23 protein-coding genes are annotated in these 24917 nt (G+C 57.4%); 21 read left to right on the top strand and 2 right to left on the bottom strand.

Annotated features, from left to right (window positions below; genetic code table 11):
- The first annotated feature begins 12 nt into the window (after nt 1-12).
- From EI293_RS17960 to EI293_RS17865, 20 genes are all read left to right on the top strand, one after another.
- Nucleotides 13-954 carry a glycosyltransferase family 2 protein gene (locus tag EI293_RS17960; protein WP_125439938.1) on the top strand — a complete coding sequence of 314 codons (942 nt, stop codon included), beginning with the start codon at nt 13-15 and terminating at the stop codon, nt 952-954.
- Nucleotides 955-1143: 189 nt separating this feature from the next.
- Nucleotides 1144-2283, top strand: coding sequence for an acyltransferase family protein (locus EI293_RS17955; RefSeq protein ID WP_125439937.1), 1140 nt, complete (start codon nt 1144-1146; stop codon nt 2281-2283).
- Nucleotides 2284-2441: 158 nt separating this feature from the next.
- Complete coding sequence (locus EI293_RS17950; protein WP_246010722.1) at nt 2442-3350, top strand: ABC transporter permease; 909 nt, start codon at nt 2442-2444, stop codon at nt 3348-3350.
- 41 nt (nt 3351-3391) lie between these two features.
- Nucleotides 3392-4651: an ABC transporter ATP-binding protein gene (locus tag EI293_RS17945; RefSeq protein WP_125439936.1), complete on the top strand. Its 1260-nt coding sequence runs from the start codon at nt 3392-3394 to the stop codon at nt 4649-4651.
- The gene (locus EI293_RS17940; RefSeq protein ID WP_211339615.1) at nt 4645-5268 is read left to right on the top strand and encodes an acyltransferase; all 624 of its coding nucleotides are present in this window, start codon (nt 4645-4647) and stop codon (nt 5266-5268) included. Before EI293_RS17945 ends, EI293_RS17940 begins: the two co-directional genes overlap by 7 nt.
- Nucleotides 5269-5331: 63 nt before the next feature.
- A complete protein-coding gene (locus EI293_RS17935) occupies nt 5332-6129 on the top strand; it encodes an FkbM family methyltransferase (RefSeq protein ID WP_170170433.1) in 798 nt (265 codons plus the stop codon).
- 37 nt (nt 6130-6166) lie between these two features.
- A complete protein-coding gene (locus EI293_RS17930; protein ID WP_125439934.1) occupies nt 6167-7477 on the top strand; it encodes a glycosyltransferase family 4 protein in 1311 nt (436 codons plus the stop codon).
- 27 nt (nt 7478-7504) lie between these two features.
- Nucleotides 7505-8671, top strand: a complete 1167-nt coding sequence (locus tag EI293_RS17925) for a glycosyltransferase family 4 protein (protein WP_125439933.1) — start codon at nt 7505-7507, stop codon at nt 8669-8671.
- Nucleotides 8672-8677: 6 nt separating this feature from the next.
- Nucleotides 8678-9661, top strand: coding sequence for a glycosyltransferase family 2 protein (locus EI293_RS17920; RefSeq protein ID WP_125439932.1), 984 nt, complete (start codon nt 8678-8680; stop codon nt 9659-9661).
- Between the two features lie 59 nt (nt 9662-9720).
- Nucleotides 9721-10716 (top strand): NAD-dependent epimerase/dehydratase family protein, encoded by a 996-nt coding sequence (locus EI293_RS17915; protein ID WP_211339613.1) that lies wholly within the window; start codon nt 9721-9723, stop codon nt 10714-10716.
- The gene (locus tag EI293_RS17910; RefSeq protein WP_125439931.1) at nt 10716-11930 is read left to right on the top strand and encodes a glycosyltransferase family 4 protein; all 1215 of its coding nucleotides are present in this window, start codon (nt 10716-10718) and stop codon (nt 11928-11930) included. The genes EI293_RS17915 and EI293_RS17910 overlap by 1 nt, the downstream gene beginning before the upstream one ends.
- A 46-nt stretch (nt 11931-11976) precedes the next feature.
- The gene (locus EI293_RS17905) at nt 11977-13080 is read left to right on the top strand and encodes a DegT/DnrJ/EryC1/StrS family aminotransferase (RefSeq protein ID WP_125439930.1); all 1104 of its coding nucleotides are present in this window, start codon (nt 11977-11979) and stop codon (nt 13078-13080) included.
- A 3-nt stretch (nt 13081-13083) separates the two neighbouring features.
- Nucleotides 13084-13494: a sugar 3,4-ketoisomerase gene (locus EI293_RS17900; RefSeq protein ID WP_125439929.1), complete on the top strand. Its 411-nt coding sequence runs from the start codon at nt 13084-13086 to the stop codon at nt 13492-13494.
- A 9-nt stretch (nt 13495-13503) separates the two neighbouring features.
- The gene (locus EI293_RS17895; RefSeq protein ID WP_125439928.1) at nt 13504-14088 is read left to right on the top strand and encodes an acyltransferase; all 585 of its coding nucleotides are present in this window, start codon (nt 13504-13506) and stop codon (nt 14086-14088) included.
- A 3-nt stretch (nt 14089-14091) separates the two neighbouring features.
- Entirely contained in the window at nt 14092-15018 is a 927-nt protein-coding gene (locus tag EI293_RS17890) for a glycosyltransferase (RefSeq protein ID WP_170170432.1), read from the top strand.
- 38 nt (nt 15019-15056) lie between these two features.
- Nucleotides 15057-16604 (top strand): lipopolysaccharide biosynthesis protein, encoded by a 1548-nt coding sequence (locus EI293_RS17885; RefSeq protein ID WP_125439926.1) that lies wholly within the window; start codon nt 15057-15059, stop codon nt 16602-16604.
- A gap of 38 nt (nt 16605-16642) precedes the next feature.
- On the top strand, nt 16643-17812 hold the full coding sequence (locus tag EI293_RS17880) for a glycosyltransferase family 61 protein (RefSeq protein ID WP_170170431.1): 1170 nt from the start codon (nt 16643-16645) through the stop codon (nt 17810-17812).
- A 4-nt stretch (nt 17813-17816) separates the two neighbouring features.
- Entirely contained in the window at nt 17817-19031 is a 1215-nt protein-coding gene (locus tag EI293_RS17875; RefSeq protein WP_170170430.1) for a glycosyltransferase family 4 protein, read from the top strand.
- Nucleotides 19028-20290, top strand: a complete 1263-nt coding sequence (locus EI293_RS17870; protein WP_125439923.1) for a glycosyltransferase — start codon at nt 19028-19030, stop codon at nt 20288-20290. The genes EI293_RS17875 and EI293_RS17870 overlap by 4 nt, the downstream gene beginning before the upstream one ends.
- On the top strand, nt 20290-21426 hold the full coding sequence (locus EI293_RS17865) for a glycosyltransferase family 4 protein (RefSeq protein WP_125439922.1): 1137 nt from the start codon (nt 20290-20292) through the stop codon (nt 21424-21426). The genes EI293_RS17870 and EI293_RS17865 overlap by 1 nt, the downstream gene beginning before the upstream one ends.
- Here the strand turns inward: EI293_RS17865 and rffA are convergent.
- Together rffA and EI293_RS17855 are read right to left on the bottom strand one after the other, a co-directional pair.
- The gene (gene rffA / locus EI293_RS17860; protein WP_125439921.1) at nt 21419-22597 is read right to left on the bottom strand and encodes a dTDP-4-amino-4,6-dideoxygalactose transaminase; all 1179 of its coding nucleotides are present in this window, start codon (nt 22595-22597) and stop codon (nt 21419-21421) included. The two genes, EI293_RS17865 and rffA, sit on opposite strands and share 8 nt — an antisense overlap.
- Nucleotides 22594-23532, bottom strand: coding sequence for a glycosyltransferase family 2 protein (locus EI293_RS17855; RefSeq protein WP_125439920.1), 939 nt, complete (start codon nt 23530-23532; stop codon nt 22594-22596). Before EI293_RS17855 ends, rffA begins: the two co-directional genes overlap by 4 nt.
- A 183-nt stretch (nt 23533-23715) precedes the next feature.
- Here EI293_RS17855 and EI293_RS17850 point away from each other — a divergent pair, with 183 nt between their 5' ends.
- Nucleotides 23716-24852, top strand: coding sequence for a glycosyltransferase family 4 protein (locus EI293_RS17850; protein WP_125439919.1), 1137 nt, complete (start codon nt 23716-23718; stop codon nt 24850-24852).
- Nucleotides 24853-24917 lie beyond the last annotated feature (65 nt).

The raw sequence follows: 24917 nt of genomic DNA, 5'->3' as shown, positions 1-24917 counted from the left end.
GCTGCCTTCGCTATGCCCAAGCTCTCCGTCATTGTTCCGTGTTATTACAATGAGTTGAACATCCCCATCACCGGGCCCGAGCTGATTGCCAACGAGCAGAATTTCCCTCCGGAAGTCAGCTTTGAGTATGTGCTGGTAGATGATGGCTCGCGCGATGGTACCTGGGAGGCGCTGCTGCACCTGCAAGCCCAGTATCCGGAGCGGGTGATGCTAGTGAAACTGGCCGGTAACGTAGGTTCCTATAATGCCATTGTCGCCGGTATGGCTGCCGCTACGGGCGAGTGTCTGGCCGTCATCACGGCCGATTTGCAGGACCCGCCGGAGTTGCTGGCCCAGATGTACACCTACTGGCAGCAGGGCCTGAAACTGGTGCTGGCCAACCGCGCCGACCGGGAAGAGGGCTTTGGGCAACGATTGGTAGCCAATACCTTTCACTGGCTCATGCGGCGCATTGCACTGCCTGGCATCCCTTCCGGCGGGTTCGACATGGTCTTTTTCGACCGGCAATTGCGCGACGAGGTAGTGCGTATGCAGGAGCGCAACGGCAACGTGTTCTATCTACTGGTATGGCTCGGCTACCCCTATGTGAGCATCCCGTACCGTCGTCGCCGCCGCCAGGTAGGCAAGTCGCGCTGGACGATCAGTAAAAAAGTCAAGTTGTTCGTCGATTCGCTACTATCCTTTTCCTTCTTTCCGGTGCGGGCTATTTCGGTGCTGGGGATGTTACTGGGTGGAATAGCCACGCTATACGGCCTTTTCCTGGTTGTGCTGCGCCTGGGTGGCGCCCCCGAACCGCAGGGCTGGACGACTCTCATGCTGGTCGTGCTGTTCGTTTCCGCCTTCCAGATGATAGCCCTGGGAGTCATTGGCGAATACGTCTGGCGCAGCCTCGACGCCGCCCGCCGCCGCCCCATGTACGTAGTGGAGGAGCAGCGCCCCACGTCATCCTCCTGACTGCTCTGGTAGTTTTACTATACCTTTGCAGCTTATGGCTTTTCAATAAGTGTGTGCTGCAACTAGGTGATACTTTATGCTATTTGGTGCGAAAAAATATATAAGTAGTGCAACTAATAGCTATAAGTAAAATGGTGTATGGATGGTGGTTTCTTAAAGTGATATTTTGAACGTTGTCAGCGTAAGATAATGAAAGAGCAAAGAGTACTCAGCTCCTATATGCCAGCATTGACTGGAGTGAGGGCTATAGCAGCCTACATGGTGTATTTTCACCATTTCAACCCATTTACCTCGTACGAAAATAAGACAGGGTTTCTAAATCTGTTGTATCGTCTCTGTGACCAGATGCATGTGGGGGTTACGCTGTTTTTTGTACTTAGCGGATTTCTTATATGCTTTAGATATTTCAATAAAGTTGATCAGATAAATCCTGGCTGGTTTTTAATATATATGAAAAATAGATTTGCTCGTATATATCCTGTGTATTTTATTTTAACTGCATTAACCTTTGGTTTAATGAGTTTGGATAATCGCCTTGATTTTATGGGGCAATATAATGGCTTTTCTGACATTCAAAAATTTGTAGTATTTGTATTGAACATAACTTTTGTAAAAGGCTTTTTTAATGGATTTAAATTCACTGGTATTGCGCAAGGGTGGTCTTTGACAGTTGAAGAGTGTTTTTACGTTTTTGCACCATTTGTATTGTTGTTAAGTAAAAAAAATAAATATGCTATTATATATTCGTGGGTAGCCGTTTTGGCTTTAGGTTTCTTATTGGTTTTATTATTTTCAAAACATAATATTTTTGGATTTTTTGAAAGCGTGAAGTTTATGTTGAATTTTACGTTTTTCGGCAGGGTAACAGAATTTATTTTTGGTATAGGGTTAGGTATTATTGCGTTAAGGATTCAGAAAAAAACAGTATTGAAAGAAGGGATTTTTACATATTTTTCTCTGCTTGGTATAGGATTTGTTATCTACGTAATGTCTTGCCTGGGTGAGTCAGAAGTTAGTAAAAACAATTTTTTTGGAATATTTCTTAATAATGTTGTGTTAGCTGCTATAGTTTGCTTATTTTTTTATGGAATTATAAGTGAAAAGACAGTTGTTGAAAAAATACTTTCCAGTAAAATTTTTGATATTTTGGGCAAAAGTTCATATATATTCTATCTGATTCACATGGGAGTATTTAGTATTCTGCTTAAAACATACGTGACCGATAATTACCTCATTTGCTTTGTTCTATTGAATATAGCATCAGTAATACTGTATACCTATCTGGAAAAGCCGTTGCATAAGCTGTTGCGCCCTAAGCGGCAGGTATAACCGCCAACTATTGTCAGTAGCCCGTGGCGGTAACGGTCGGCGCGCAAGTCAGCACTAGCCAAGCTTTGGCTATCTTTGTCGGGCAGTATGCGCAAACCAGCGCATGGCTGCTGGCCGCTGCTTGAAAGCAGAAGAGCAGAACCTTAACCTCCTACTTTGTGCAAACCGTAGAAGCCCCGCCGGTGGCAAACGCCCCCGCCAGCACCTCTCGCCTGGCCGAGGAAGAGTGGACCGAAGTCATTCAGCCCCGAACCCGTCTGCTCGATCTGGGCCTGGCCGACGTCTGGCGCTACCGCGACCTGGTGCTGCTGTTCGTACGGCGCGACTTCGTGTCCACGTATAAGCAAACTGTGCTGGGGCCTATCTGGTTTTTCATCCAGCCTCTGCTCACGACCATCATGTTTATGGTCGTGTTCAACGGCATTGCTAAAATTCCGATTGGCGATGCGCCGCCCCTGGTGTTTTATCTGGCCGGCGTAACCATCTGGAACTACTTTGCGCAGGCCCTGACCTCGACCTCGACGGTATTTACCACCAATGCGGCCATTTTTGGCAAGGTGTATTTCCCGCGCCTGACCATGCCGCTGTCCATCGTGCTATCCAACCTGGTGCGCTTCGGGATTCAACTGTCGCTGTTCCTGCTGGTATGGGCTTACTACATGCTCACCACCGACAAGCTCCACCCCAACGGCTACCTGCTACTGACGCCTGTGCTGGTAGTGTTGATGGGGCTGCTGGCTCTGGGGCTAGGCATGATTTTCAGCGCCCTCACTACCAAGTACCGCGACCTAGCCATGCTACTGGCCTTCGGGATTCAGTTGCTGATGTACGCCACGCCGGTCATCTATCCGCTGGCCACCATCAGCGCCCGCACCGGCTGGTTGCGCTGGGCACTGCTGGCGAATCCGCTGAATTCAATTGTTGAAACGTTCCGCTACGGATTCCTGGGGTCCGGAACGTTCAGCTGGGCTTATCTGGGATACAGCACCGCCGCCACGCTCATCATCCTGCTCATTGGTACCATCGTTTTCAATAAAGTAGAAAAGAGTTTCACCGATACGGTCTGATTTAGTCAGATCGAACCATTGGTGAGCTGTAAGCTGAATGTATGAGTGATATTGCCATTCAAGTTGAAAACCTGGGCAAGCTGTACCGCTTGGGCGAAATTGGCACGGGTACGCTGAGCCACGACCTGAACCGGGCCTGGGCCCGGTTGCGGGGCAAGGAAGATCCGTTTGCCAAAATCGGGGAAACCAACGACCGGACCACCAAGGGCGACAGTGACTTTGTGTGGTCGCTCAAGGACATCAACTTTGAGGTGCGCCAGGGCGAGGTGCTGGGCATTATCGGCCGCAACGGGGCTGGTAAGTCTACGCTGCTCAAAGTGCTGTCGAAGGTGACGGCGCCGACCACGGGCCGCGTGAAAGTGCGCGGGCGCATTGCCTCGCTGCTGGAAGTGGGCACCGGGTTTCATCCGGAACTGACGGGTCGGGAAAATATCTTCCTGAATGGGGCCATCCTAGGCATGACCAAAGCCGAAATCCGCAGCAAATTCGATGAAATTGTGGATTTCTCGGGTGTGGAACGCTACATCGATACGCCGGTAAAGCGCTACAGCAGCGGCATGTACGTGCGTTTGGCCTTTGCCGTTTCTGCTTTCCTAGAACCCGAAATTCTCATTGTGGACGAGGTGCTGGCCGTGGGCGACGCCGAGTTTCAGAAGAAGTGCCTGGGCCGCATGAAGGATGCCAGTAGCAACGAAGGACGCACGGTACTATTCGTTAGTCATCACTTGCCTTCCGTCAAGAACCTGTGTGAAAAGGGGCTTCTGATGTCGAATGGGACAGTGAAGGCATTTGGTGGTATCACCCAAGTGCTGGAGCAGTACCAAAGCATTGATTCTAGTCAGCAGGACGGCGGTAGAGAGAATATCCCGCAGAATACACCGGTGTGCTTTACTGGTTGGTCACTGACAAGCGGTAACTCAGAAAATGTGCATGCTACGTATTCTAAAGAGTCGGTAATATTCAAGCTAAATGTTAGATGTAGCCAAGATTCTGACAGAGTAGAGTTCGGATTTATTCTGCGAGATGCTGAGAATAATATCATTGTAGGGATTAATAGCCGGGATAACAACGAGGATTTTTTGTCAATAAAAGAGGGTGAACATAGTTATCTGTTTGAAATGAATTTGCCGTTAAAGCCGGCGCAATACGAAGTTGATATTGCAATTGCTGTTAATGGGGCTATAGTAGATCATTGGGTTAGTGATACAAAGTTGCGAGTTTTAAGTAGATATGAAACTGTGCTTGATGACAGATGGTCAGGTGTAGTTAATCTTGATTTTAAATTCCTGGAAAAATGTTAAGCTTTGTGAAGAGTAAGATAAATTCCTTTCTGTTCTCCAGAATTGAATCTTATTTCAAGCAAAAGTTTACTTCAGGAAATAAGTGGGGAGTATCCTTGCCCTATACTTCATGGTTTGAGCTTCCAATGGATATAGAAGGAGGAGATAAGATCAGTGTAGGTGATTATTCCTCCATCGGAAAAATGGCTTGGTTAGGAGCCTTTGCTTCTTATCTGCCTGGTGATAAATTTCAGCCAAGTATCAAGATTGGAAATCAAGTAAGAATAGGTAATTATGCTTGCATAGTCAGCGTGAAATCAGTTGAAATAGAAGATAATACACTAATAAGCGAATATTTTTATGTTTCAGATCATGGTCATGGTTACAATCCAATAGTAGATATTCCGCCGGCCAAACAGCCGTTGGAAGTTAAAGGTGAAGGAGTAAGAATAGGTAAAAATTGTTTCATAGGATACCGGGTGACTGTTTTGCCCGGAGTTACACTAGGCAACAATTGTGTAGTTGGTAGTCATTCAGTAGTAACTAAGTCATTTCCTGATTATAGTATGATTGCCGGAGTGCCTGCTAAGCTGATAAAGAAGTATGATGCAGGTTTGAATGATTGGGTTTCTGTTTAAATTACATACATGACCAACCTGAAAAGAACAATTCATCAGAACACGCTGGCTAGATTTCAGTACATGAAATCCTTTCAAAAGCTGGGTGTTACGTTTGATGAATATTGTGACTTTCTGTATTTCAATACGGAAACCGGCTTTGCCTTGCAGAATGCCACACTTTTTGGCAAATCAATCAAGCGCAATAACGCTTTCTGGTTTGTGCAGAATGTGGAGGAGGTATTCATTCAGGAGGTGTACCGCTTTCAGCCTAAGACTTCTACGCCGTATATCCTGGATTGCGGCTCCAATATTGGTCTGAGCCTGATTTATTTCAAGCGGCAGTTTCCGCAGGCGCGGGTAGTTGGCTTCGAGCCTGACCCAATTATCCACGAAACCTGCCGGTACAACCTCAAGGCCTTCGGGTACGATGATGTAGAAGTGCTGAATGCGGCCGTGTGGAAGCAGGCGGGCTCCATCCATTTCCTGCCCGATAATTGCCTGGGCGGCAAAATTGTGGAGGGTGAACTGCCCGCCGGTGTGGATGCGGCCCAGGTGACCAGCCTCAAGGCCGTGCGGCTGAAATCGTACCTGACGGAGAAAATTGATTTCATGAAAATCGATATCGAAGGGGCCGAGATGGACGTGCTGCGCGACTGCCAGGACGAGCTGCACTGGGTAGAAAACCTGTTCATTGAATACCACAGCGCGGGAAACAAGCCCCAGGAGCTGCCGGAACTGCTGAGTATGCTGTCGGCGGCCGGCTTCCGGTACTACATTAACTCGGCCTGGCAGAAGATGAAGCATCCCTTCGTGGAGCACCCGATTCATACGACCAGCTCCTACGACTTGCAGCTCAATATATTCGCTTACCGCCGGTAGCTTGCCGGCAGAAGCCCACCGCCTAACCCCGCCCTGAATGTTGCGCACCAAGTGGAACATTGATGACATTGAAGAAACGCGCCAGCACCTCAACCAGCTCCAGCAGCAGGCCGAGGACTACGTGGGCGTGAAAAAGCTGGGTAACGCCTTTGTGCAGGCATTGGTGGCCGCCGTAAAGGCCCGCCTGCCCCGGAAAGCCGCTGCTCCGTCATCGGCTGCCAATCCTTCGGCCGATTTCTTTGCGCGCAATCCCGGTTTTAAGCCCTACCAGATTCAGCTTAATGCGCCCACGGATGGCCGGAAGCGCCCGAAAATTCTGCACGTCATCCCGTACTTCGTAACTGGTGGCTCCCAGCAACTGGTCGTCGATCTGATTGAAGGCCTGAGCGACGAGTACGAGCACGAGGTGGCCCTGTCGGCCATTCACGCGGAGCAGGGCTACGTGGGCGTAAAAGTCCATGACTGCTCGGGAATGCGCGACCCGGCCGCGTTTACGGCCCTGCTGCAGCAGGTGCAGCCCGCGCTGGTGCATGTGCATTACTACGGGCGCTGGCCCTACGCTTTCTGGTACTGGTACCACGTGATGTTCCAGGGCGCATTTGCCTACGGCTGTCCGGTAATTGAGAATTGCAACATCCCGTACATGCCCTACTACCACCGCCAGATTGCGCGGTACGTGTATGTGAGCCAGTACGCCCAGGACACCTACGGTATCCGGAACATGCCCAACCAGGTGATTCATCCGGGTTCCAACTTCTCGTTCTTTGAGCGCAACGGCGTAGCCCCCGACTCCGACACCATTGGAATGGTATACCGCCTCGACAACGACAAGCTCAATGAGCGTGCCATCGAGCCGTTTATCCGGGCGGTGCAGAAGCGGCCCCGCACCAAAGTGCTCATCGTGGGGGGCGGCCAGTTTCTGGAGCTGTTCCGGCAGAAGGTGGCCACCGCCGGGGTGGAAAGCCAGTTCACGTTCACCGGCTACGTGGCCTACGAGAAGCTGGCCGACCTCTACCGGCAGATGGCCGTGTTCGTGGCCCCGGTGTTCAGTGAGAGTTTCGGTCAGGTGACGCCTTTTGCCATGAACATGGGCATTGCCGTAGCCGCCTACAATATGGGGGCGTTGGAAGAAATCCTGGATAATCCCACCGTACTGGCCCCCGGCGACGACGCGGAAGCCTTGTCCGATATCATCGTGGACCTGCTCAACGACCCGGTGCGCCGCGCCGAGGTAGGGGCCCACAACCGTCAGCGCGCCCTCAACCTGTTCACGGTGCAAACCATGAACGAGAGCTACCGGGCCGTGTACCATTCGCTGGTGCCGGCTGCCGGCGTGCCCGCTCACTAACCTCAACCCCCGACTTTTTCCGCGCTTATGGCCCGAATACTGTGCGTACTGCATGAGGCATCCCGAACAGGAGCCCCTTTTACCCAACTGCACCTGATGCGCTGGCTCCGGCAGCATTCCGGCCACGAGCTGATGCTGGTGCTGCTGCGGGGTGGCGCACTGGAGCCGGAATTCGCGCAGGTGTCGCAGGTAGAGGTGATTACGCCCACGTACGTGCCCGGCCGCAGCCTGGCCGCCCGCGTCTTTTCTCGTTTGGGCCAGGTAGTGGCGTCGAATGAGAAGCGTGTGCTGAAAGCCGCCCAGCAGTTTGCCCCCGATGTCATTTATGCCAATACGGCGGTGGTAGTGGAGTTTGCCGCTCAACTCAAGCGCCTGCTGGGGGTACCACTCATCAGCAACCTGCACGAGCTGGAAACTACCTTCTACTACCATTCCAAGGCGGAGTTTGCCAACTCGGCGGCCCAGGTTGATGCCTTCGTAATGGGCTCGGAGGCCGTGCGGCAATATTATCTGCAGGAGTTTGGCGTTGCGCCGGAGCGCGCCCACCGCATCTACGACTTCACCGGCCCGGTGCCCAAAGCGGCTCCGGTTTTGCGTGATATCCGGGCGGAGCTGGGGCTGGCTCCCGGTACCCGTCTGGTAGGTGGTATGGCCTCCCTAGGCTGGCGCAAAGGGCCCGATCTGTTCGTGGACGTGGCCCGCCGAATTGCGGCCCAGACGGAGGATGTGCATTGCCTGTGGGTAGGAGGGAACACGCTCTCGGGTACGTACCAGGAGCTGCAGCGCGACGTGCGCCTGCTGGGCCTGGAGCACCGCGTGACCCTGGCTGGCGAGCAGGCCGACATTGCCAGCTACTATGCTGCCTTCGACGTGTTTCTGCTCACCTCCCGCGAAGACCCGTTTCCGCTGGTGTGCCTGGAAGCAGCCCTTTCCGAAACGCCCGTACTGTGCTTTGCCAATTCCGGCGGTATGCCCGAGTTTGTGCAGGACGACGCCGGCGTAGTAGTGCCCTATCTGGATACGGCCGCCATGGCTCAGCAGGCCCTGAACCTGCTAAACGACGACGACCGCCGCCGCCAGCTGGGCCATACAGCTCAGCAGCGCGTGCTCAGCTCCCATACCATTGATGCTGTGGGCCCGGCTATTCTTCAACTCATCGAGGCTACTATTGCCACCCGCCCGGTGGGCGCTTAACCGTCTATGTCTGTTTCGTCGCCCACAGTCTCCGTTATCATTCCCAACTACAACCACGCCCGCTACCTGCCCGAGCGGCTGGACAGCGTGCTGAACCAGACCTACCGGCAGCTGGAAATAATTCTGATGGACGACTGCTCCACGGATGAGAGCCGCCCGCTTCTGGAAGAGTATGCGCAACGGGATTCCCGCATCCGGCTGGTGTTCAACGAGCAGAACAGCGGCAGTACCTTCCGGCAGTGGAACAAGGGCCTGGGGCTGGCCACGGGCGAGTACGTCTGGATTGCGGAAAGCGACGATGCCGCCGAGCTGACGCTGGTGGAGCAGCTGCTGGGCCAGCTGGAAACCCACCCCCAGGCCGGGCTGGCCTATTGCCAGTCCTGCTACATTGATGCCGATAGCACGCGCGCTGGCGTGGCCTTACTATTCGAAGATGGCCTGGGAAGCGCCGATTATTACCGCCCCGGTCCTGAACTGGTGCGCCGGTACATGCCCATTACCAACATCGTCCCGAACGCCAGTGCCGTGCTGCTGCGCCGGAGCACCGCAACGGCCGTAGGTCCGGCCCCGGAGGATATGCGCCTGGCCGGCGACTGGCTGTACTGGATTCGGTTCATGCTGCAAACCAACGTCTGCTACCTGGCCGCGCCACTCAACTACTTCCGCTCGCACGGCCAGAACGTGCGCTCCCATACGCTGGCTGAAGGCCGGAATCTGGTGGAAATGGCCCGGGTGCTGGGCTACGTGCGGGCACAAGTGGAGCTGACGCCGGCCGTGTATCGGGAGGCGCTGCAAATGCTGGTGGAGCGGTGGTTTCACACCTTTATTTACTCGCCACTCACCTGGCGCGGGCACCAGGCCTTTATGCACGAAATGCAGCGTACGGAACCCGGCTTTCCCCGTATCTTTGCGGGTCTGGTACTGGCCCGGCTTGCGCAAAACCGGTTCAGCGGCCTGAAAATGCTCGTGGCAGATAAGCTGCTGAGCTAGATCCACTGACTTTCAGCTTCCAGCGCGTACGGAAGTTTCATTATCCAGAATAAGCGTTCATGATGGGAGATTCTACTGCTGCTGCCAGTCCGGTTACCTGCGTAATTGGCGGTAACGGCTTCATTGGACGGGCAGTAGTGGCCGAGCTATTAGCCCGGGGCCGCCAGGTAATCGTGGTGGGTCGGGAAAACGGCCCGGTAAACCTGCCGGCCGGAGTCCGCTACCTGGAAAACGCGCCCGACGCCGGTACCACCGTAGTACGGGAGGCCTTGGAGGCTTCCAGCGAAGTAGTAGATCTGGCCTACGCCACCAGTCCCGGCACCAGCTTCCAGGACCCCGTAAACGATATTCTGGTGAACGTGCCCGAAACCGTGCGGCTGTTTGAGCTGGCCGCGTCCATGACTCATCTGCGCAAATTCGTGTGGATTTCCTCGGGCGGTACGGTGTACGGTCGCACCCCAGCCGTTCCTATCACCGAGAATCACCCAACGCTGCCGCTTTCCCCGTACGGCATCACCAAGCTGGCGCTGGAGAAATACGCCCACATGTATTTCGAAACCCGGCAACTGCCCATCGTGTGCGTGCGGCCTGCCAACGCTTACGGCGAAGGTCAGCGGCCCTACGGCGGGCAGGGCTTCGTAGCCACCGCCATTGCCTCCATCCTTGATGGCAAGTCCCTGACGCTATTTGGAGAGCAGGGCACCGTGCGCGACTACCTGCATGTGGCCGATATGGCCACCGGCATTGTGGCGGCGCTGGATGAGGGCCTGCCCGGCGAGGTGTATAATCTGGGCAGCGGCCAGGGCCTGACCAACCGGCAGATTCTGGATTTGCTGGCGCCGCTGGCAGTGGCCGCCGGCCGGCCCATGCACCTGCTGCGGCAGCCGGCTCGTCCCTTCGATGTGCCCGCCAATATTCTGGACTGCAGTAAGCTCCGCACTACCACCGGCTGGCAGCCGCAAGTGGGTATCACAGCCGGGCTGGCGCGCACCTGGCACTGGCTGGCTGCCACTCAGGCTATCAACACGCCTTTGCAGGGGCAAGCAGCAGAGTAATGGCGAAGCTTCCTGCCCTGCCCCGCATTGGTTTTCTGACCAGTACTGACCCCTTGAACCGCCGTTCCTGGTCGGGGGTGCATTACTCCATTTTCCGGGCCGCCGAACGGGTGCTGGGACCGGTAACGGCACTGGGTCCGGTGCCCATGATCTGGCCTATCCGCATCGGCAATAAGCTGAACCAGCACCTGATTACGCCCCTCACCGGCAAGCGTTACCATCACGCCTGGAGCGTTGTCCTGTCGCGGCTGTATGCCCGCCGGTTTGCCCGCCAGCTCCAGGTGCAGCAATTTGATCTACTGCTGGCCCCGGCTTCCTTCACGGAAATTGCCTACCTGAACACCAAAGCCCCGATTGTCTACATCGAAGATTCCACCCTGCGGCAGCTTATCGACTTCTACCCCGGTCTGATGGGCTTGCTGGACGTCTCGAAGCAGGAGCTGAATCACATTGAAAAGCGGGCTCTTGATGCGGCTTCACTGGTTTGCTATTCTTCCGAGTGGGCTGCGCAGTCGGCTATCCAGGACTACGGCGCCGATCCGGCCAAAGTGGTGGTCATCCCGTTCGGAGCTAATTACCCCTCGCCGCCCGCCCGCGCGGAAGTGGCCGGTAAATCCCGCGGGGCCGAGTGTCGGCTGTTTCTGCTGGGGGGCGAGTGGGGCCGTAAGGGTGGAGCCATTGCCTACGATGCCATGGTGGCCCTCAACGAAATGGGCGTGCCCGCTACCCTGACGGTGGTGGGCTGCGCGCCCCCGGCCCACGAGGCGGCCCGCTACCAACATCCGGGCTTCACAACTATTCCGTACCTGAACATGGGTGAGCCAGCTGACCTGGCCCGTCTGGATATGCTCTTTCGGACAGCAGACTTTTTCATCCTGCCGTCCCGGGCCGAATGCGCCGCTATTGCCTTCGCCGATGCCAACTCTTTCGGGCTTCCCGTCGTAACGACCGACGTCGGCGGTATTGCCAGCTTCGTGGAGCAGGGTAAAACCGGCTTGATGCTACCGCTTAGTGCTACCGGTTCTGATTTCGCGGCGGCTATTCTGGGCCTGTTCCAGGATGAGGCCACTTACCAGCAGATGCGGGTGGCTGCCCGGCAGCGCTACGAAACCGTTTTGAACTGGGACCAATGGGCTATGCAACTCCGCCAGGAGCTGGTAAACCGTAAGCTCTGGCCACCGGTTGATATGGAGTTATCGCCCACGCATTCCTGATTTGGCCGGACAACCCGTACCTTTGCCCTCCGATTTTTAACCGCTCATGCAGATTCCATTCCTCTCTTTCTCGCCCCAGCATCACCCTATTCGGGAAGAAGTGCTGGCTGCCATTGCTCGTGTTTATGATAGCCAATGGTACGTACTGGGCCAATCCGTAACTGATTTTGAAGCCGCTTACGCCGCTTTCAATCAGGTAGAAAACTGCATTGGCGTGGCCAATGGCCTAGATGCCCTGCATCTGTCCTTGATTACCCTCAACATTGGGCCCGGCGATGAGGTAATCGTGCCTTCCAATACCTATATCGCCACCTGGCTGGCGGTGTCGTTCGTGGGGGCTACGCCGGTGCCGGTGGAGCCCAACGCGGCTACCTACAACCTCGACCCGGCGCTGATTGAGGCGGCCATTACGCCGCGTACTAAAGCTATTATGCCCGTGCACCTGTACGGGCAGGCCTGCGAGATGACGGCCATCATGGATATTGCCCGCCGCCACAATCTGGTGGTAGTGGAAGATAATGCCCAGGCCCAGGGCGCCACCGCCGATGGAGGCGTAACCGGCAGCTTCGGTAACGCCAACGGCACGAGCTTCTACCCCGGCAAAAACCTGGGGGCTCTCGGCGACGGTGGTGCTATCACCACCAACGACGCGGAAGTAGCCCAACGCCTGCGCAGCCTGCGCAACTACGGCTCCCAGAAAAAATACTACAACGAAGTAATCGGCTACAATTCCCGGCTGGATGAGATGCAGGCGGCCGTACTATCGGTGAAGCTACCATATCTGCCCGACTGGACCGCCCAGCGCCAGCAAGTAGCCGCCCGCTACACCGAGTTACTGGCTGGTATCGAGGGGCTGCAATTACCCGTGGTAGCCGCCGGCAGCACCCACGTTTACCACCTCTATGTGGTACGCACAGCCCGGCGCGACGCTTTGCAGCAGCACCTGACGGCGCAGGGCGTTGGCACCCTCATTCACTATCCGGTACCGCCGCACCTGCAGCAAGCGTATGCCCATCTGCAGATGACAGTCGGCCAGTATCCGATTGCGGAAGAACTAGCCGCTACCAGCCTTAGTCTACCCATGTGGCCTGGCATGACGGAGGAGCACATACTGGCGGTTGCCGAAGCAGTTCGTTCGTTTTTCAACTAGATAATGACACCCACTCCTCAACTTTTTCCGCTTAAGAAGCTAGGCGATGATTCCATCGGCTTTCTTAGCATAGCAGAAAATAAGGCGTTACCATTTCCTGTCAAGCGGGTGTACTGGACTTACCTGACGCCCACTACTATCATTCGGGGCCATCACGCGCACTATGAGCTGGATCAGCTGATTTTCGCGGTGAACGGCTCTATTCGCTTTGAGTTGGAATGGCCTGGCGGACACCGTGCCACCGTGGAGTTGACGGATCCGAGTCAAGGATTGCTGGTGCCCCGGTTGTGCTGGCACACAATGACCTTTACGGAGGGTGCGGTACTGCTCAGCCTTGCCTCCGAGGAATACCAGGAAGCGGATTACATCCGTGACTACGAAGTGTTTCGCGCATTGCCCCCCATCACTCAGTAAACGTTTGCTATGGCCGATAAAACGCCTTACTACATTCATCCCAGCTCTATAGTCGATACTAAAGATATCGGCTTTGGAACTACTATCTGGGCGTTTGTACACGTGCTGGACGGAGTCCAAATCGGATCCGACTGCAATATCTGCGACCATTGTTTCATTGAAAACGGTGTGGTAATCGGCTCCAACGTGACGCTTAAGTGCGGCGTCTACCTCTGGACTGGTATTACGGCCGAAGATAATGTGTTTATCGGCCCCAACGTGGTGTTTACCAACGATGTACGGCCGCGTAGTAAGAACAAGGAATTTGTTCTGGCTAAAACCGTTCTCAAATACGGCTGCTCTTTGGGTGCCAATTCCACCATTCTGGCGGGGGTAACCGTAGGGCGCTACGCACTAACGGGCATCGCCTCGGCGGTTACGCGGGACGTGAAAGATTACGCTCTGGTATACGGTAACCCCGCCCGGCAACATGGCTGGATCGATGAGCAAGGCCAGAAACTGGTGGCGGCTGAGGAGTCTGGCTATTGGGTGTCGCCCGCCACGGGCCGGCGCTATCGTGAAGCCGCGCACGGCCTAGTTCCAGAAAGCCTATAAATGATGAATCATCCTGTTGTCAGTATTGGTATTGGCTCTTACAACAACGCACGTTACCTGGTAACATTACTGGATAGTGTACGGGCGCAAACCTATCCGGCAATTGAGCTGATTGTGGTAGATGATTGCTCTACCGATAATTCCGCTGAAGTAGTAGAAAACTGGACCAGGCAAACTGGGTATCCGGTTATCTTCGTTCAGCACGAAAAAAACCAGGGCGTAGTTCGCACGTTCAGCGAGTGCACCCAGTTGGCAACCGGCCAATACGTGTCATTGGTAGGTTCCGATGACGTGCTCGATCCGGACCTCATTGCGCAGACGGTGGCGGAGTTTGACCGCCGGGGGCCGCGTTGTGGAGCGGTGTATGCTGATTGTCGCCTGATTGATGCCGATGGGCATGAAATGGCTCCCAGCTTCCTGCGCTACTTCAACCCGGCTTATGCCGATGCGCCGCCTGAGGGTAACCTGATTGTGCCATTGCTGCGGGGCCTGTATCTGCCTACTCTTACGACTACCGTTCGGCGGGAGGCATTAGAAGCAGTGGGGCCGCATGATGAAACGTTGTTTTCGGAGGACCTGGACATGTGGCTACGGATTTCCCGAACATTCCATTTTGCCTACCTGCCGGCCGTGCTGGGCTCGTACCGGGTGCATGACCGTTCGGCTATACATACCAACAAACTAGCCCTCAACGAAACCTATTTCCGGATTTACCGGAAAGGCTACTTCGAAGGTGCGGAGGAATGGGCCGCTGCCCGGCACAGCCTGGCCGATCATGCCGAGCATTACTACGCCAGCCAAGGGCCGGAAGCGCCGGCTCGTTTGTGGTTTGCCTTCCGGGAAACCCGCCTGCCCAAAACGGCATTATTCTGGCTAATGGCGCGGCTTGGAGTAAAATACACGGCCCTGCGCCGTGCAACAGGTCGTTGAAGCTCTTCGGGGCTTCCGATTGTTACCAGTAGTTTTTCATGGCTGAAATTTCCCGTACTAAATCTGCCTTCTGGGGTACTGTCTCGACGCAGGCCTTCACCATCATTTCGATGGTGGTGTCCATCGTCAGCACGCCTTTGATGGTCAAATACCTGGATAAGGATGCCTATGGGTTGTCTATTATCTTCTTTCAAATAGTTAACTACCTGGCCCTGTTTGATTTCGGCCTGTCTTCGGCCGTTATCCGCAACCTGGCACTGCACCGGGGCGACGACGAGCACAACCGTCTAATGGTGAACCGCATCATGTCGACGGGGGTGCTGGTGGCGGCGGGGTTTGGGCTGCTGGTAGCTATTCTGGGTATTAGCCTGGCGCCCTTGCTGCCCAAAGCCTACGACCTGCGGCCCGAACTGGCGGCCCCGGCCGTGCCCATCATTATTACCCTGAGTTTGCTGGTGGGCGGGCAGTTCATCCAGCGTGGCCTGGGCGGTATCTTCTTCGCCCATCACCGGCAGGCCCTCATTGCTACGCCCATCTTTGCCGTCAACCTGCTCACTACCGGCCTGACGCTGCTGCTACTCTGGCGCGGCGTGGGCCTGTGGACGTTCGTGTACGCCAATCTGTTCCAGCTGTTCGGCAACGGCATTGTGCAGATCTGGCTGCTGCGGCGCTACTATCCCAACGTGCGCATTAGCCCCAGGTTTTACGATAAGGCCCTGACGCACTCCATGCTGGGCTACGGTTTTTTTATGTTTCTGCACGGGCTGGCCACGCAGGTTATTCTGTACACCGACCGCCTAGTGATTGGCAAAGTGCTGTCGTTGGCTCTGGTGGCGGTGTTTTCGCTCACGGTGCGCATTCCGGAAGTGGGTATGAACCTGCTGGGTCGCGTGACCGAAAACGCCCTGCCCGCCGTAGCTGAAATTGTGGTGCACGAAGGTCCAGCGCGGGCCCGGGTGTACTTCCACCGGATGATGCTGCTGATTGTGGTGATGAGTCTGGCGGCCTTCTGGCTGATGCTGGCCCTGGATGAGTGGTTTATCCGCCTGTGGGTTGGCCCCGATTTCTTCGCCGGGCAGCAGGTGCTGGTACTGGCCCTGATCATCATGGTGCAGCAAACCATTACCCGCACCGGGGTGTTTTTCCTGAATGCCAAAGGCATTGCCCGCCCCCTGAGTTTTGCTGCCATGATAGAAGCTGCCCTCAACCTGACTTTATCCATCGGGCTGGGCTACAAAATGGGCATGAGCGGCATTCTGCTCGGGACTATTCTGGCGGCCCTGCTCACCTCGGTATGGTACGTACCATATCTGCTGCGCAAGCACCTCGAAATTTCGATGATGGACTCCCTGGTACGTCCCATTCTGGGGCCTACACTGGGCGTCAGCGCGGCGGGCGTGGCCATTTACTTCCTGGTCAGGGCCCTGGATGCAATGCCGTTCTTCAACAACTGGCTGTGGTTCCTGCCCATTGGGGCGGTAGTGTCGTTGCTGATGGGCATCTTCGTGTGGCTGGTGTATCTGCGCAAGCCGTTGGGCGAATACGTGCCGCCGCGTTTTCGCCGCTACCTGCTCGTTCAATCTTAACCCTAACGGCCGCTCACGCGGCCGTTTTCTCGCATGCTATGACCTCAGTTTCCAGCTTCCTCAACAAAGCCACCCGCACCGTACTCTGGCGTACCGGCTTGGGCCGCAAAGCGGCGGCCAGCTACTGGACCAACCGGGCCGAAGGCGCGGGCTTCCGCTACCTGTACCGCGAAACCGACGACGTGTTTGCCAACGTGCCCACGCAATTCGCGGATCCGGTATTCACCAAGTTCATTGCCGAGGACAACAAGCGCTGGACTATGCAGGAAAGCTTTGTGGTGGAAGTAGACGACGTGTTGCTGGAGCCGGAGCGGCTGTTGGGCATCCGGGCTGGACGGGAAGTGGTGGAGCAAACCGTAGTGTATAAGCACGACCGGCAATACCCGTACATTCTGCCTTACCTGCTGCGACCGGCCAAAACTACCCAGCTGGCTACGGCTATCTGGTACGATGGCTCGGCCACCCGCAACTACTTCCACCATTTGGTAGATGCCCTCATCAGCCTCCAACAGCTGGAACGCAGCAAGCTGCCGCTGGATACGCCCGTGCTCATCACCAAGCAGATGTACGACACGGTGTATTTCCAGTACCTGTACCAGCGCAGCACCCAGCTGCGGCAGCTGAACTGGTACGTGGTGGGGGATAAGGAGTGGGTGCAGGTGAAAAAGCTCTATAAGCTGCAAACTGCACCGTATAGCCCGGCCGCCTGGCGCACCATGCGCGAGCTGTACGCCATGCCCGACGTGAAGCCTTGGCGCAAGGTGTTCCTGAACCGGGACCGGAACCGCTACGGCCGCTACCTCGATAACGAGCGGGAAGTGGTGGACATGCTCAAGCGCCACGGCTTCGAGGAAATGTTTGCTGAAAACCTCACCATCGAGCAGCAGGCCCAGCTGTTCCAGGAAACCGAGTACATGGTAGCTCTGCACGGAGCCGGCATGATCCAGCAGTTCTTCATGAACTACGCGCACAGCCACGTCATCGAAATTATGCCCGGCAACTACTTGCAGCCGCTGTATTACTGGCAGGCCTACACGATGGGCCTGAAGTACTACGATGTGATTGTGGGCGGCACCATGCGCGACGGTAAAGAATACCCGGTGGATGTAGCAGCCGTGGAAGCGGCCGTAGAGCGGATGTTGAATACCCAGCACCCCGGGCGCGTGTATGGCCTCACGGAACTCCCGGCGGCCCCAGCTGTTTCCTAAGGCTATGAAAATCCTCATTGTTCTGGAAGACCTGCGCACCGGCGGCGCCCAGACTTTCGCCTTACGCCTGGCCCAGGCTTTGCACGTTGCCGGCCACCAGGTGCATTTGTATGATCAGTACGCACACCTGGTCAACCAGAACCTGGTGCGGCAGCTGGCCCCCGATGTGCCAGTGGTTTCCTATGGGGCCGAGTCGCCGGGGCTGGATGCGGTGCTGCGCAAAGCCGCCGGGCTGGGCCGCCGCCTCGGTCGCCCCGACTGGCTGCGGGAGGACCAGGTTATCCGCCACCTGCGCCAGACGATTCAGCGCCTGCAGCCCGATGTGGTGAACAGCCACACCATCAAGGCTGATTACGTGGCCGCCAAGGCGGTGCAGGGGCTGGCGGTTCCGCTGATTATCACCATGCATGGCTGCTACGAGCTGTTTCTGCACAAAACTGATGCGCCAGAAGTCACGCCCAAGGGCAATTTCGCGTTGCAGCAGGCGGCGGCCGTCGTGTACCTCACGGCCAAAAACCTGGAAATATTCGAGCAGCAGGGCGTCCGGCCGTTGAATAAGCTGCTGAACCGCAAGATCTACAACGGCTTCGACGGACAGTTTTCGGCCGACAAACCGCAGCATACCCGGTCCGCGCTGGGTATCCCGGCCGACGCTAAAGTGTTCGGGATGGTAGCGCGGGGCATTCCGGAGAAAGGCTGGGCCCACGCCGTCAACTCGTTTCTGGCCCTGGAAGCTGCCCACCCCGAGCTGCATCTGGTGCTGGTAGGGGAGAGTGACTACCTCACCCAGCTGCGCGCGGAGCATCCACACGAACGGATTCACTTCACCGGCTTTTCCCGCAACCCCATCGACTGGGTTGATTTGTTCGATGTAGGGTTGCTGCCCAGTTACTTCCACGCCGAAAGCCTGCCCAACTCCATTGCTGAATATCTCTCGTGCGGCAAGCCCGTTATTGCCAGTCGCATTGGCGAGGTCCCGGCCATGCTGGACTCCGAGGCTGGTTTGGCTGGGGTAGTGCTGGACCAGGCCAACTGGCAGCTCACCGACCCCAACCAACTCACGGAAGCCATGCGCGCCTACCTGACGGAGCCGGCGCTCCTGGCCGAGCATCAGCAACGTGCCCCGCTGGCTTTCGAGAAATTCCGCATGAAGCACTGTCTGGCCGCTTACGAAGACCTTTTCCGGCAGGCCCGCGCCGCCCAACCCCAATCCGCATGAGTACACCTGCCTCCCCAAAGCCGGCCCGCAACCTGCTCCTTCTGATTTCGAACCTGGGCCTGGGCGGGGCGCAGCGCGTGTTCCACGACCACAGCGTGGAGCTGGCAAAGCATTACCAGGTGACGGAAGCCGTGTTCAACCTGGAAGGCGGCAACATGTACCCCAGCGGCAACGAAATGCTGAGTCTGGAAGTGGATGGCGGCGGGAGTCCGGCCGACAAAATCCGCAACTTCGGCCGCCGCATCGGGCGGCTCCGGGCCCTTAAGCGCCGCCTGCGGGCCGATGTGTGCGTGAGCCACCTGGAAGGAGCCGACTACGTGAACCTGCTCAGCAAAGGCTCCGAGAAAGTAGTGCTCTGCATCCACGGCTCCAAACTGCACGATGGCAACATTACCGGCCTGGTGGGCTGGCTGCGCAAGAAAGTGCTCATGCCCGGCCTCTACAACCGCGCCGATAAAATCGTGACGGTCAGCCGCGACATTAACCCGGAGCTGATTGAGGGTTTTGGGGTAAAGCCCGAAAAGCTGGTCACCATCAACAACTTCTTCGAAGTCGCCCAGATTGAGGCGAAGTCGCGGGAGCCGCTAACGGCCCAGGAGCAGGCCGTGTATGATGCCGCGCCGGTGCTCGTCACTTCCGGCCGCCTTACCATCCAGAAAAACCAGGCCCCGCTGCTCGATTCGTTTGCCGCCCTCATCAAGCGGCGGCCAGCCAAGCTGGTGTTTGTGGGCGACGGGGAATTGCGCGACGACCTCACCCGCCACGCCCGGCAGCTGGGTTTGCGGGTGTACGAAGCCTGGAACCAGGACGCCCTCACGCCCGACTACGACGTGTATTTTCTGGGTCTCCAGCAGAACCCGTTCAAGTACATCCGGCCGGCTTCGCTGTTCGTGTTTCCCTCGGCTTGGGAAGGCTTCCCAATGGCGCTGGGCGAGGCCATGATTTGCGGCGTGCCGGCCGTAACCACCGACTGTCCCACCGGGCCCCGCGAAATCCTGGCCCCCAGCACTGGCACGCTTCGCACCGGCATCCGGGCCGCCGAAAAGGCCGAGTTCGGGATGCTGATGCCCATGCTCAACCAGCCCGCCACCCTGGCCGCCGACCAGCGCGTGTGGACGGAAACGCTCTACCAGCTGCTCGGCGACGAAGTTGAGCGGGAACGGCTGGGCCGCTTGGCCAGCCTGCGGATGCAGGATTTCACCCGGGAAAAGATTTTCCGCCAGTGGGTGGCCGTACTCGAAGACGTACTCACAAGCTAATGCCCCAATCGACTACCAGGCCCGTTATTCTCATTGCCGATAACTCGACGGCCGTGACCGGGGCCCTCATGGCCATCCGCAACGCCACCGACCGGCTGCGCCACCAATACGAGTTTGTGTACGTGCTGCCCACCGGAAGCCGGGGCCGTAGCGTGTTGGAAGAAGCAGGTTACCGGGTGCAGGAGCTGCCGTTCGTGGAAATCAGCAAGCGGGTGCGTAACCTGCTGCTGTACGTGCCCATGCTGCTGCTGAACGGCTGGCGGCTGGCCGCGTTGGTGCGCCAAGAGCGGGCGGCGGCCATTCACATGAACGACTTCTACAACCTGACCGGCGTGGTGGCGCGGCTGCTCACCGGCCGGCCGCTGGTAACGCACGTGCGGTTTTTGCCCCATACCCAGATGCAGCCCTTAGCCCGCACCTGGCGCTGGGTGGCCGAGCATCTGGCCCAGCGGGTAGTGTGCGTATCGCGGGCGGTGTATTCGTATTTTCAGCCGCTGCCGCACATCAGCGTCATTTTCGATCCGGTGCCGGAGGGCGAGAAATATCCGCCCACCGACCTCACGCCCCGGCCCGATGGCAGCGTGCGGGTATTGTTTCTGGGCAACTACATTCCCGGTAAAGGCCAGAATTTCGCCGTGGAAGCCTTCAAAACGGCTTACGCTCAGCAGCCCAACCTGCGGCTGCATTTTGCCGGTGGGGATATGGGGCTGGAGAAAAACCGGGAGTATCGGCGGCAGCTGGAAACGGCCGTGGCCGCTGCCGGCTTGCAGGAAGCCGTGACGTTCGGCAGTTTCGTGCAGGATGTGGAAGCGGCCATCAAGCAGGCCGATATCGTGCTGAACTTCTCCGAGTCGGAATCCTTTTCGCTCACCTGCCTCGATGCGCTGTACTTCGGTACGCCCCTGATTGCCACCGACTGCGGCGGCCCCGCGGAGCTGTTCGAATCGGGCCGCTCCGGTCTGCTGGTACCCAACCGCGACGTGCCGGCCATGACGCAGGCCCTGCTGCAACTGGCCGCCGATGCCGGAATGCGCCAACGGTTCGCTGCCGCCGGCCGGGAATTCGTGCGCCACAAGTTCCGGCCGGAGTCCAGCTACGAGCAACTTGGCCAACTGTACGCCGGGGTGCTTAACTAACTGCGCAAGAGGAGCCGGGTAACTGGAAAAATGCCTGGATGGCGGCCACTACCCGTTGCTGCTGCTCCGGTTGCAGATCATGATAGAGCGGGAGGCGCACGAGCGTCTGGCCGAAACGGGTGGCGTGGGGAAGGAGGCGTCCATCGTGCCGGGCGGTATAGTAGGGGCTGCTGTGCAGTGGCAGGTAATGAAAAACCGCCAGGATGTGCTGCGCCCGCAAGTGCGCTAATAGCGCATCCCGTTCAGCTTCCGTGCGGCAGAGCAGCGCAAACAGGTGCCAGTTCGGCTGGCCTTCAGCGGCAACCGGGAGCAGTTGAAAATAGCCGGCGGCGGCCAGCGGAGTTAAAGCCGATTCGTACGCTTCCCATAATCGTTGCCGCTGCCGCTGAATAATCTGCCGGTTTTCCAGCTGCGCCCACAGATACGCCGCGTTCAGCTCGGAGGGCAGAAAGGAGGAGCCCACATCCACCCACTCGTAGCGGGCGGCCTCGCCCCGGGCAAAGGCGGCGCGGTTGGTCCCTTTCTCCCAAATGATTTCGGCGCGGGTAGCCAGCTCCGGGTCGTTAACGGCCAGCAGACCGCCTTCGCCGGCACTCAGGTTTTTGGTTTCGTGGAAGGAGAAGGCTGCCAGGTGCCCAAAGGTGCCCAGTGGCCGGTTGTGGTAAGTCGCCTCAATGGCCTGGGCCGCATCTTCCACCACCCACAAGCTGTACTGCGCCGCCAACGCCATAACAGCAGCCATGTCGCAGGCCGTGCCGCCGTAATGCACCGGTACGATGGCCCGCGTGCGGGGCGTGATGAGGGCCTCCAGTCGGGATACATCCAGATTAGGATGCTCGGGCAGGCTGTCGGCGAATACAATACGAGCCCCGCGCAATACGAAGGCATTGGCCGTGGAGGTGAAGGTGTAGCTGGGAACAATTACCTCGTCGCCGGGCTGAATGTTGAGCAGCAGCGCGGCCATTTCCAGAGCATCGGTGCCACTAGTAGTCAGCAACGCTTTAGGCATGCCGTACTGCTGCTCGAAAAACTGCTGGCACCGTTGGGTAAACCGGCCGTTGCCGGAAAGTTTGCCTGCTGCCACCGCTTGCCGAATGTACTCCAGCTCTGGCCCCGCCAAGTGCGGCCGGTTGAAGGGAATAAAATCGGGCGGCAGGGGAGTGGGAATCATGCGGGCGTGGTGGTTTCGGCTACTACGTACAGCGGCCGGTTGCGCACGCCTTCAAACGTTTTGCCCACGTACAGCCCTACAATACCCAGCACCGAAATGATAATGCCTGAAAACAGGCTAATGGATACGATGAGACTGGCGTAGCCGGGCACCGTAATCTGGCCCAGCAGGTAGCGGCCCAGCATCACGAGGCCCAGCAGAAAGGCCCCTCCCGAGAGCAACAACCCAAAATACACCGCCAGCCGCAGGGGTTTATCGGAGTACGTCAGCAGAATATCGAGGGCCAGCTGCAGGCGGCGGCCCAGGGAGTAAGAGGACGGCCGGGTGCCCTCGCCGTGGGTAACGGCCAGCGTGGTTTGCCGGAACCCGGCCCAGCGCACCATCGTAGGGAAGTAGCGTGTGCTTTCGCGCAGGCGCAAGACCGTATCAATCAGCCGCCGGTGGTAGATGCCAAAGTTGCCGATTTCGGGGTCCTGTGGTTCACCGGTCAGGTAAGCCAGTACCTGGTAAAATAGCCGGGAGCCACCGCGCACGGCGGCTTCATCGGTGCGGCGGCCACGGCGGGCCAGCACGGCTTCGTAGCCTGCCCGGGCCGTAGCCAGCAGGCGCGGAATTTCCTCGGGGCGGTCCTGCAAGTCACAGTCCATTACCACTATCCACTCGCCCCGGCTGTTTTCCAGACCCGCCGTCAGAGCATGATGCTGGCCGAAGTTCCGCGACAGACGCAGGCCCCGTACGCGGTGGTCCCGGGCGGCGTATGCCTGCACGAGCGGCCAGTCGGCGGGGTCAGGGCTGGCATCGTCTACCAGCACAATTTCATACGCTTCCGTCAGCGGCGGCAGAACTTGCTGCAGGCGTTGCAGCAGTACCGCCAGCACCGCACCGGCCCGATACACAGGTATCACAACGGAAAGCAGCGGGGCGAGAGCAGGCATGGAGTAGGGTGAATGGGGCCAAATATAGCCACTCCGACGTGGCAGCGTATCTGCCGGCCCATCAGGGCGCCGGAATAGTTTCGTACTTTTGTGGCGGGGTACCGTAAGAAGGCTCCGTTCTGTATCGGCTGAGTGTGAGCCGGCTACTCAGGTCTGCGGGCCGTTATCAGGTATATTTTTCGAATGAAGATTCTTTTTTTGACCCCGTACCCGGCCGGGGAGGCCCCGTCGCAGCGCTTTCGCTTTGAGCAATATTTCCCCGCGCTGCGGGAACGGGGCATTGCGTACACCGAGCGTTCCTTCCTGGATCTGGCCACCTGGCGGATCCTGTACAAACCCGGGCATCAGGCGGCCAAAATCTGGGGTATCGTGAAGGGCTTCGGGCGGCGCGTGAAGCACCTGCTGGAAGTGCCCGGCTACGATTATGTGTTCATTCACCGGGAAATCACGCCTATCGGCCCACCCGTTTTCGAGTGGATTGTGGCGAAGCTGCTGGGCAAGAAGATTATCTACGACTTCGACGACGCCATTTGGATGGCCCTCACCTCGCAGCACAACCAGATGGCGGCCATTGTGAAGTGGCACAGCAAAGTGGCCTCCATCTGCGGCTGGAGCTACAAGGTGAGTTGCGGCAACGACTTCCTTTGCGACTACGCCCGGCAGTTTACCCCCAGCGTGGTGCTCAACCCCACCACCATCGACACGGTACACCTGCACAACCGCACCAACCCGCAAACCAGCGAAAAAGTGGTGCTGGGCTGGACGGGCACGCACTCTAACATGGTGTATCTGGCTTCCTTGCTGCCCGTGCTGCGCCGCCTGGAGGAAAAATATGACTTCACGTTCCGCGTCATCTCCAACCAAGACCCGCAGCTGGACCTCAAGAGCTTCGACTACGTGCCCTGGCAGAAGGCTACCGAAATTACTGACCTAGTGCAGTTCAACGCTGGCGTGATGCCGCTGGAGGAGAAAATCAGCCCGTTGTCGTTGGGTAAGTGCGGGTTTAAGGCTTTACAGTACATGTCGTTGGGTATTCCGGCGGTAGCTTCACCGGTGGGTGTGAATACCAAAATCGTGACCAATAACGTGGACGGCTTCCTCTGTGAAACTGAGGAAGATTGGTACCAGGCCCTGGCCCGGCTCATCGAGGATGCCGAGCTGCGTCGCCGCCTGGGGGCCAACGCCCAGCGCACGGTGCAGGAGCGGTACTCGGTGCTGTCGAACACCGAAAATTTTATCCGGCTGTTTTCGGATGCTGGTGCCGGTTTGCCGCCGGTGGCGGCTACTTCGGCCGCCATGCCGGCAACTGCCCACCGGTAGTTGCGTAAGCGGGCCGGCTGCCGGCGGGTAGTTCCCTCGGCGGCGGGTCCGTACCTTGCTGCTTC

Origin of the sequence: Hymenobacter perfusus (genome assembly GCF_003944765.1) — a bacterium.
Taxonomy (GTDB): Bacteria; Bacteroidota; Bacteroidia; order Cytophagales; family Hymenobacteraceae; genus Hymenobacter; species Hymenobacter perfusus.
This window is presented reverse-complemented; position numbering and strand designations above follow the sequence as displayed.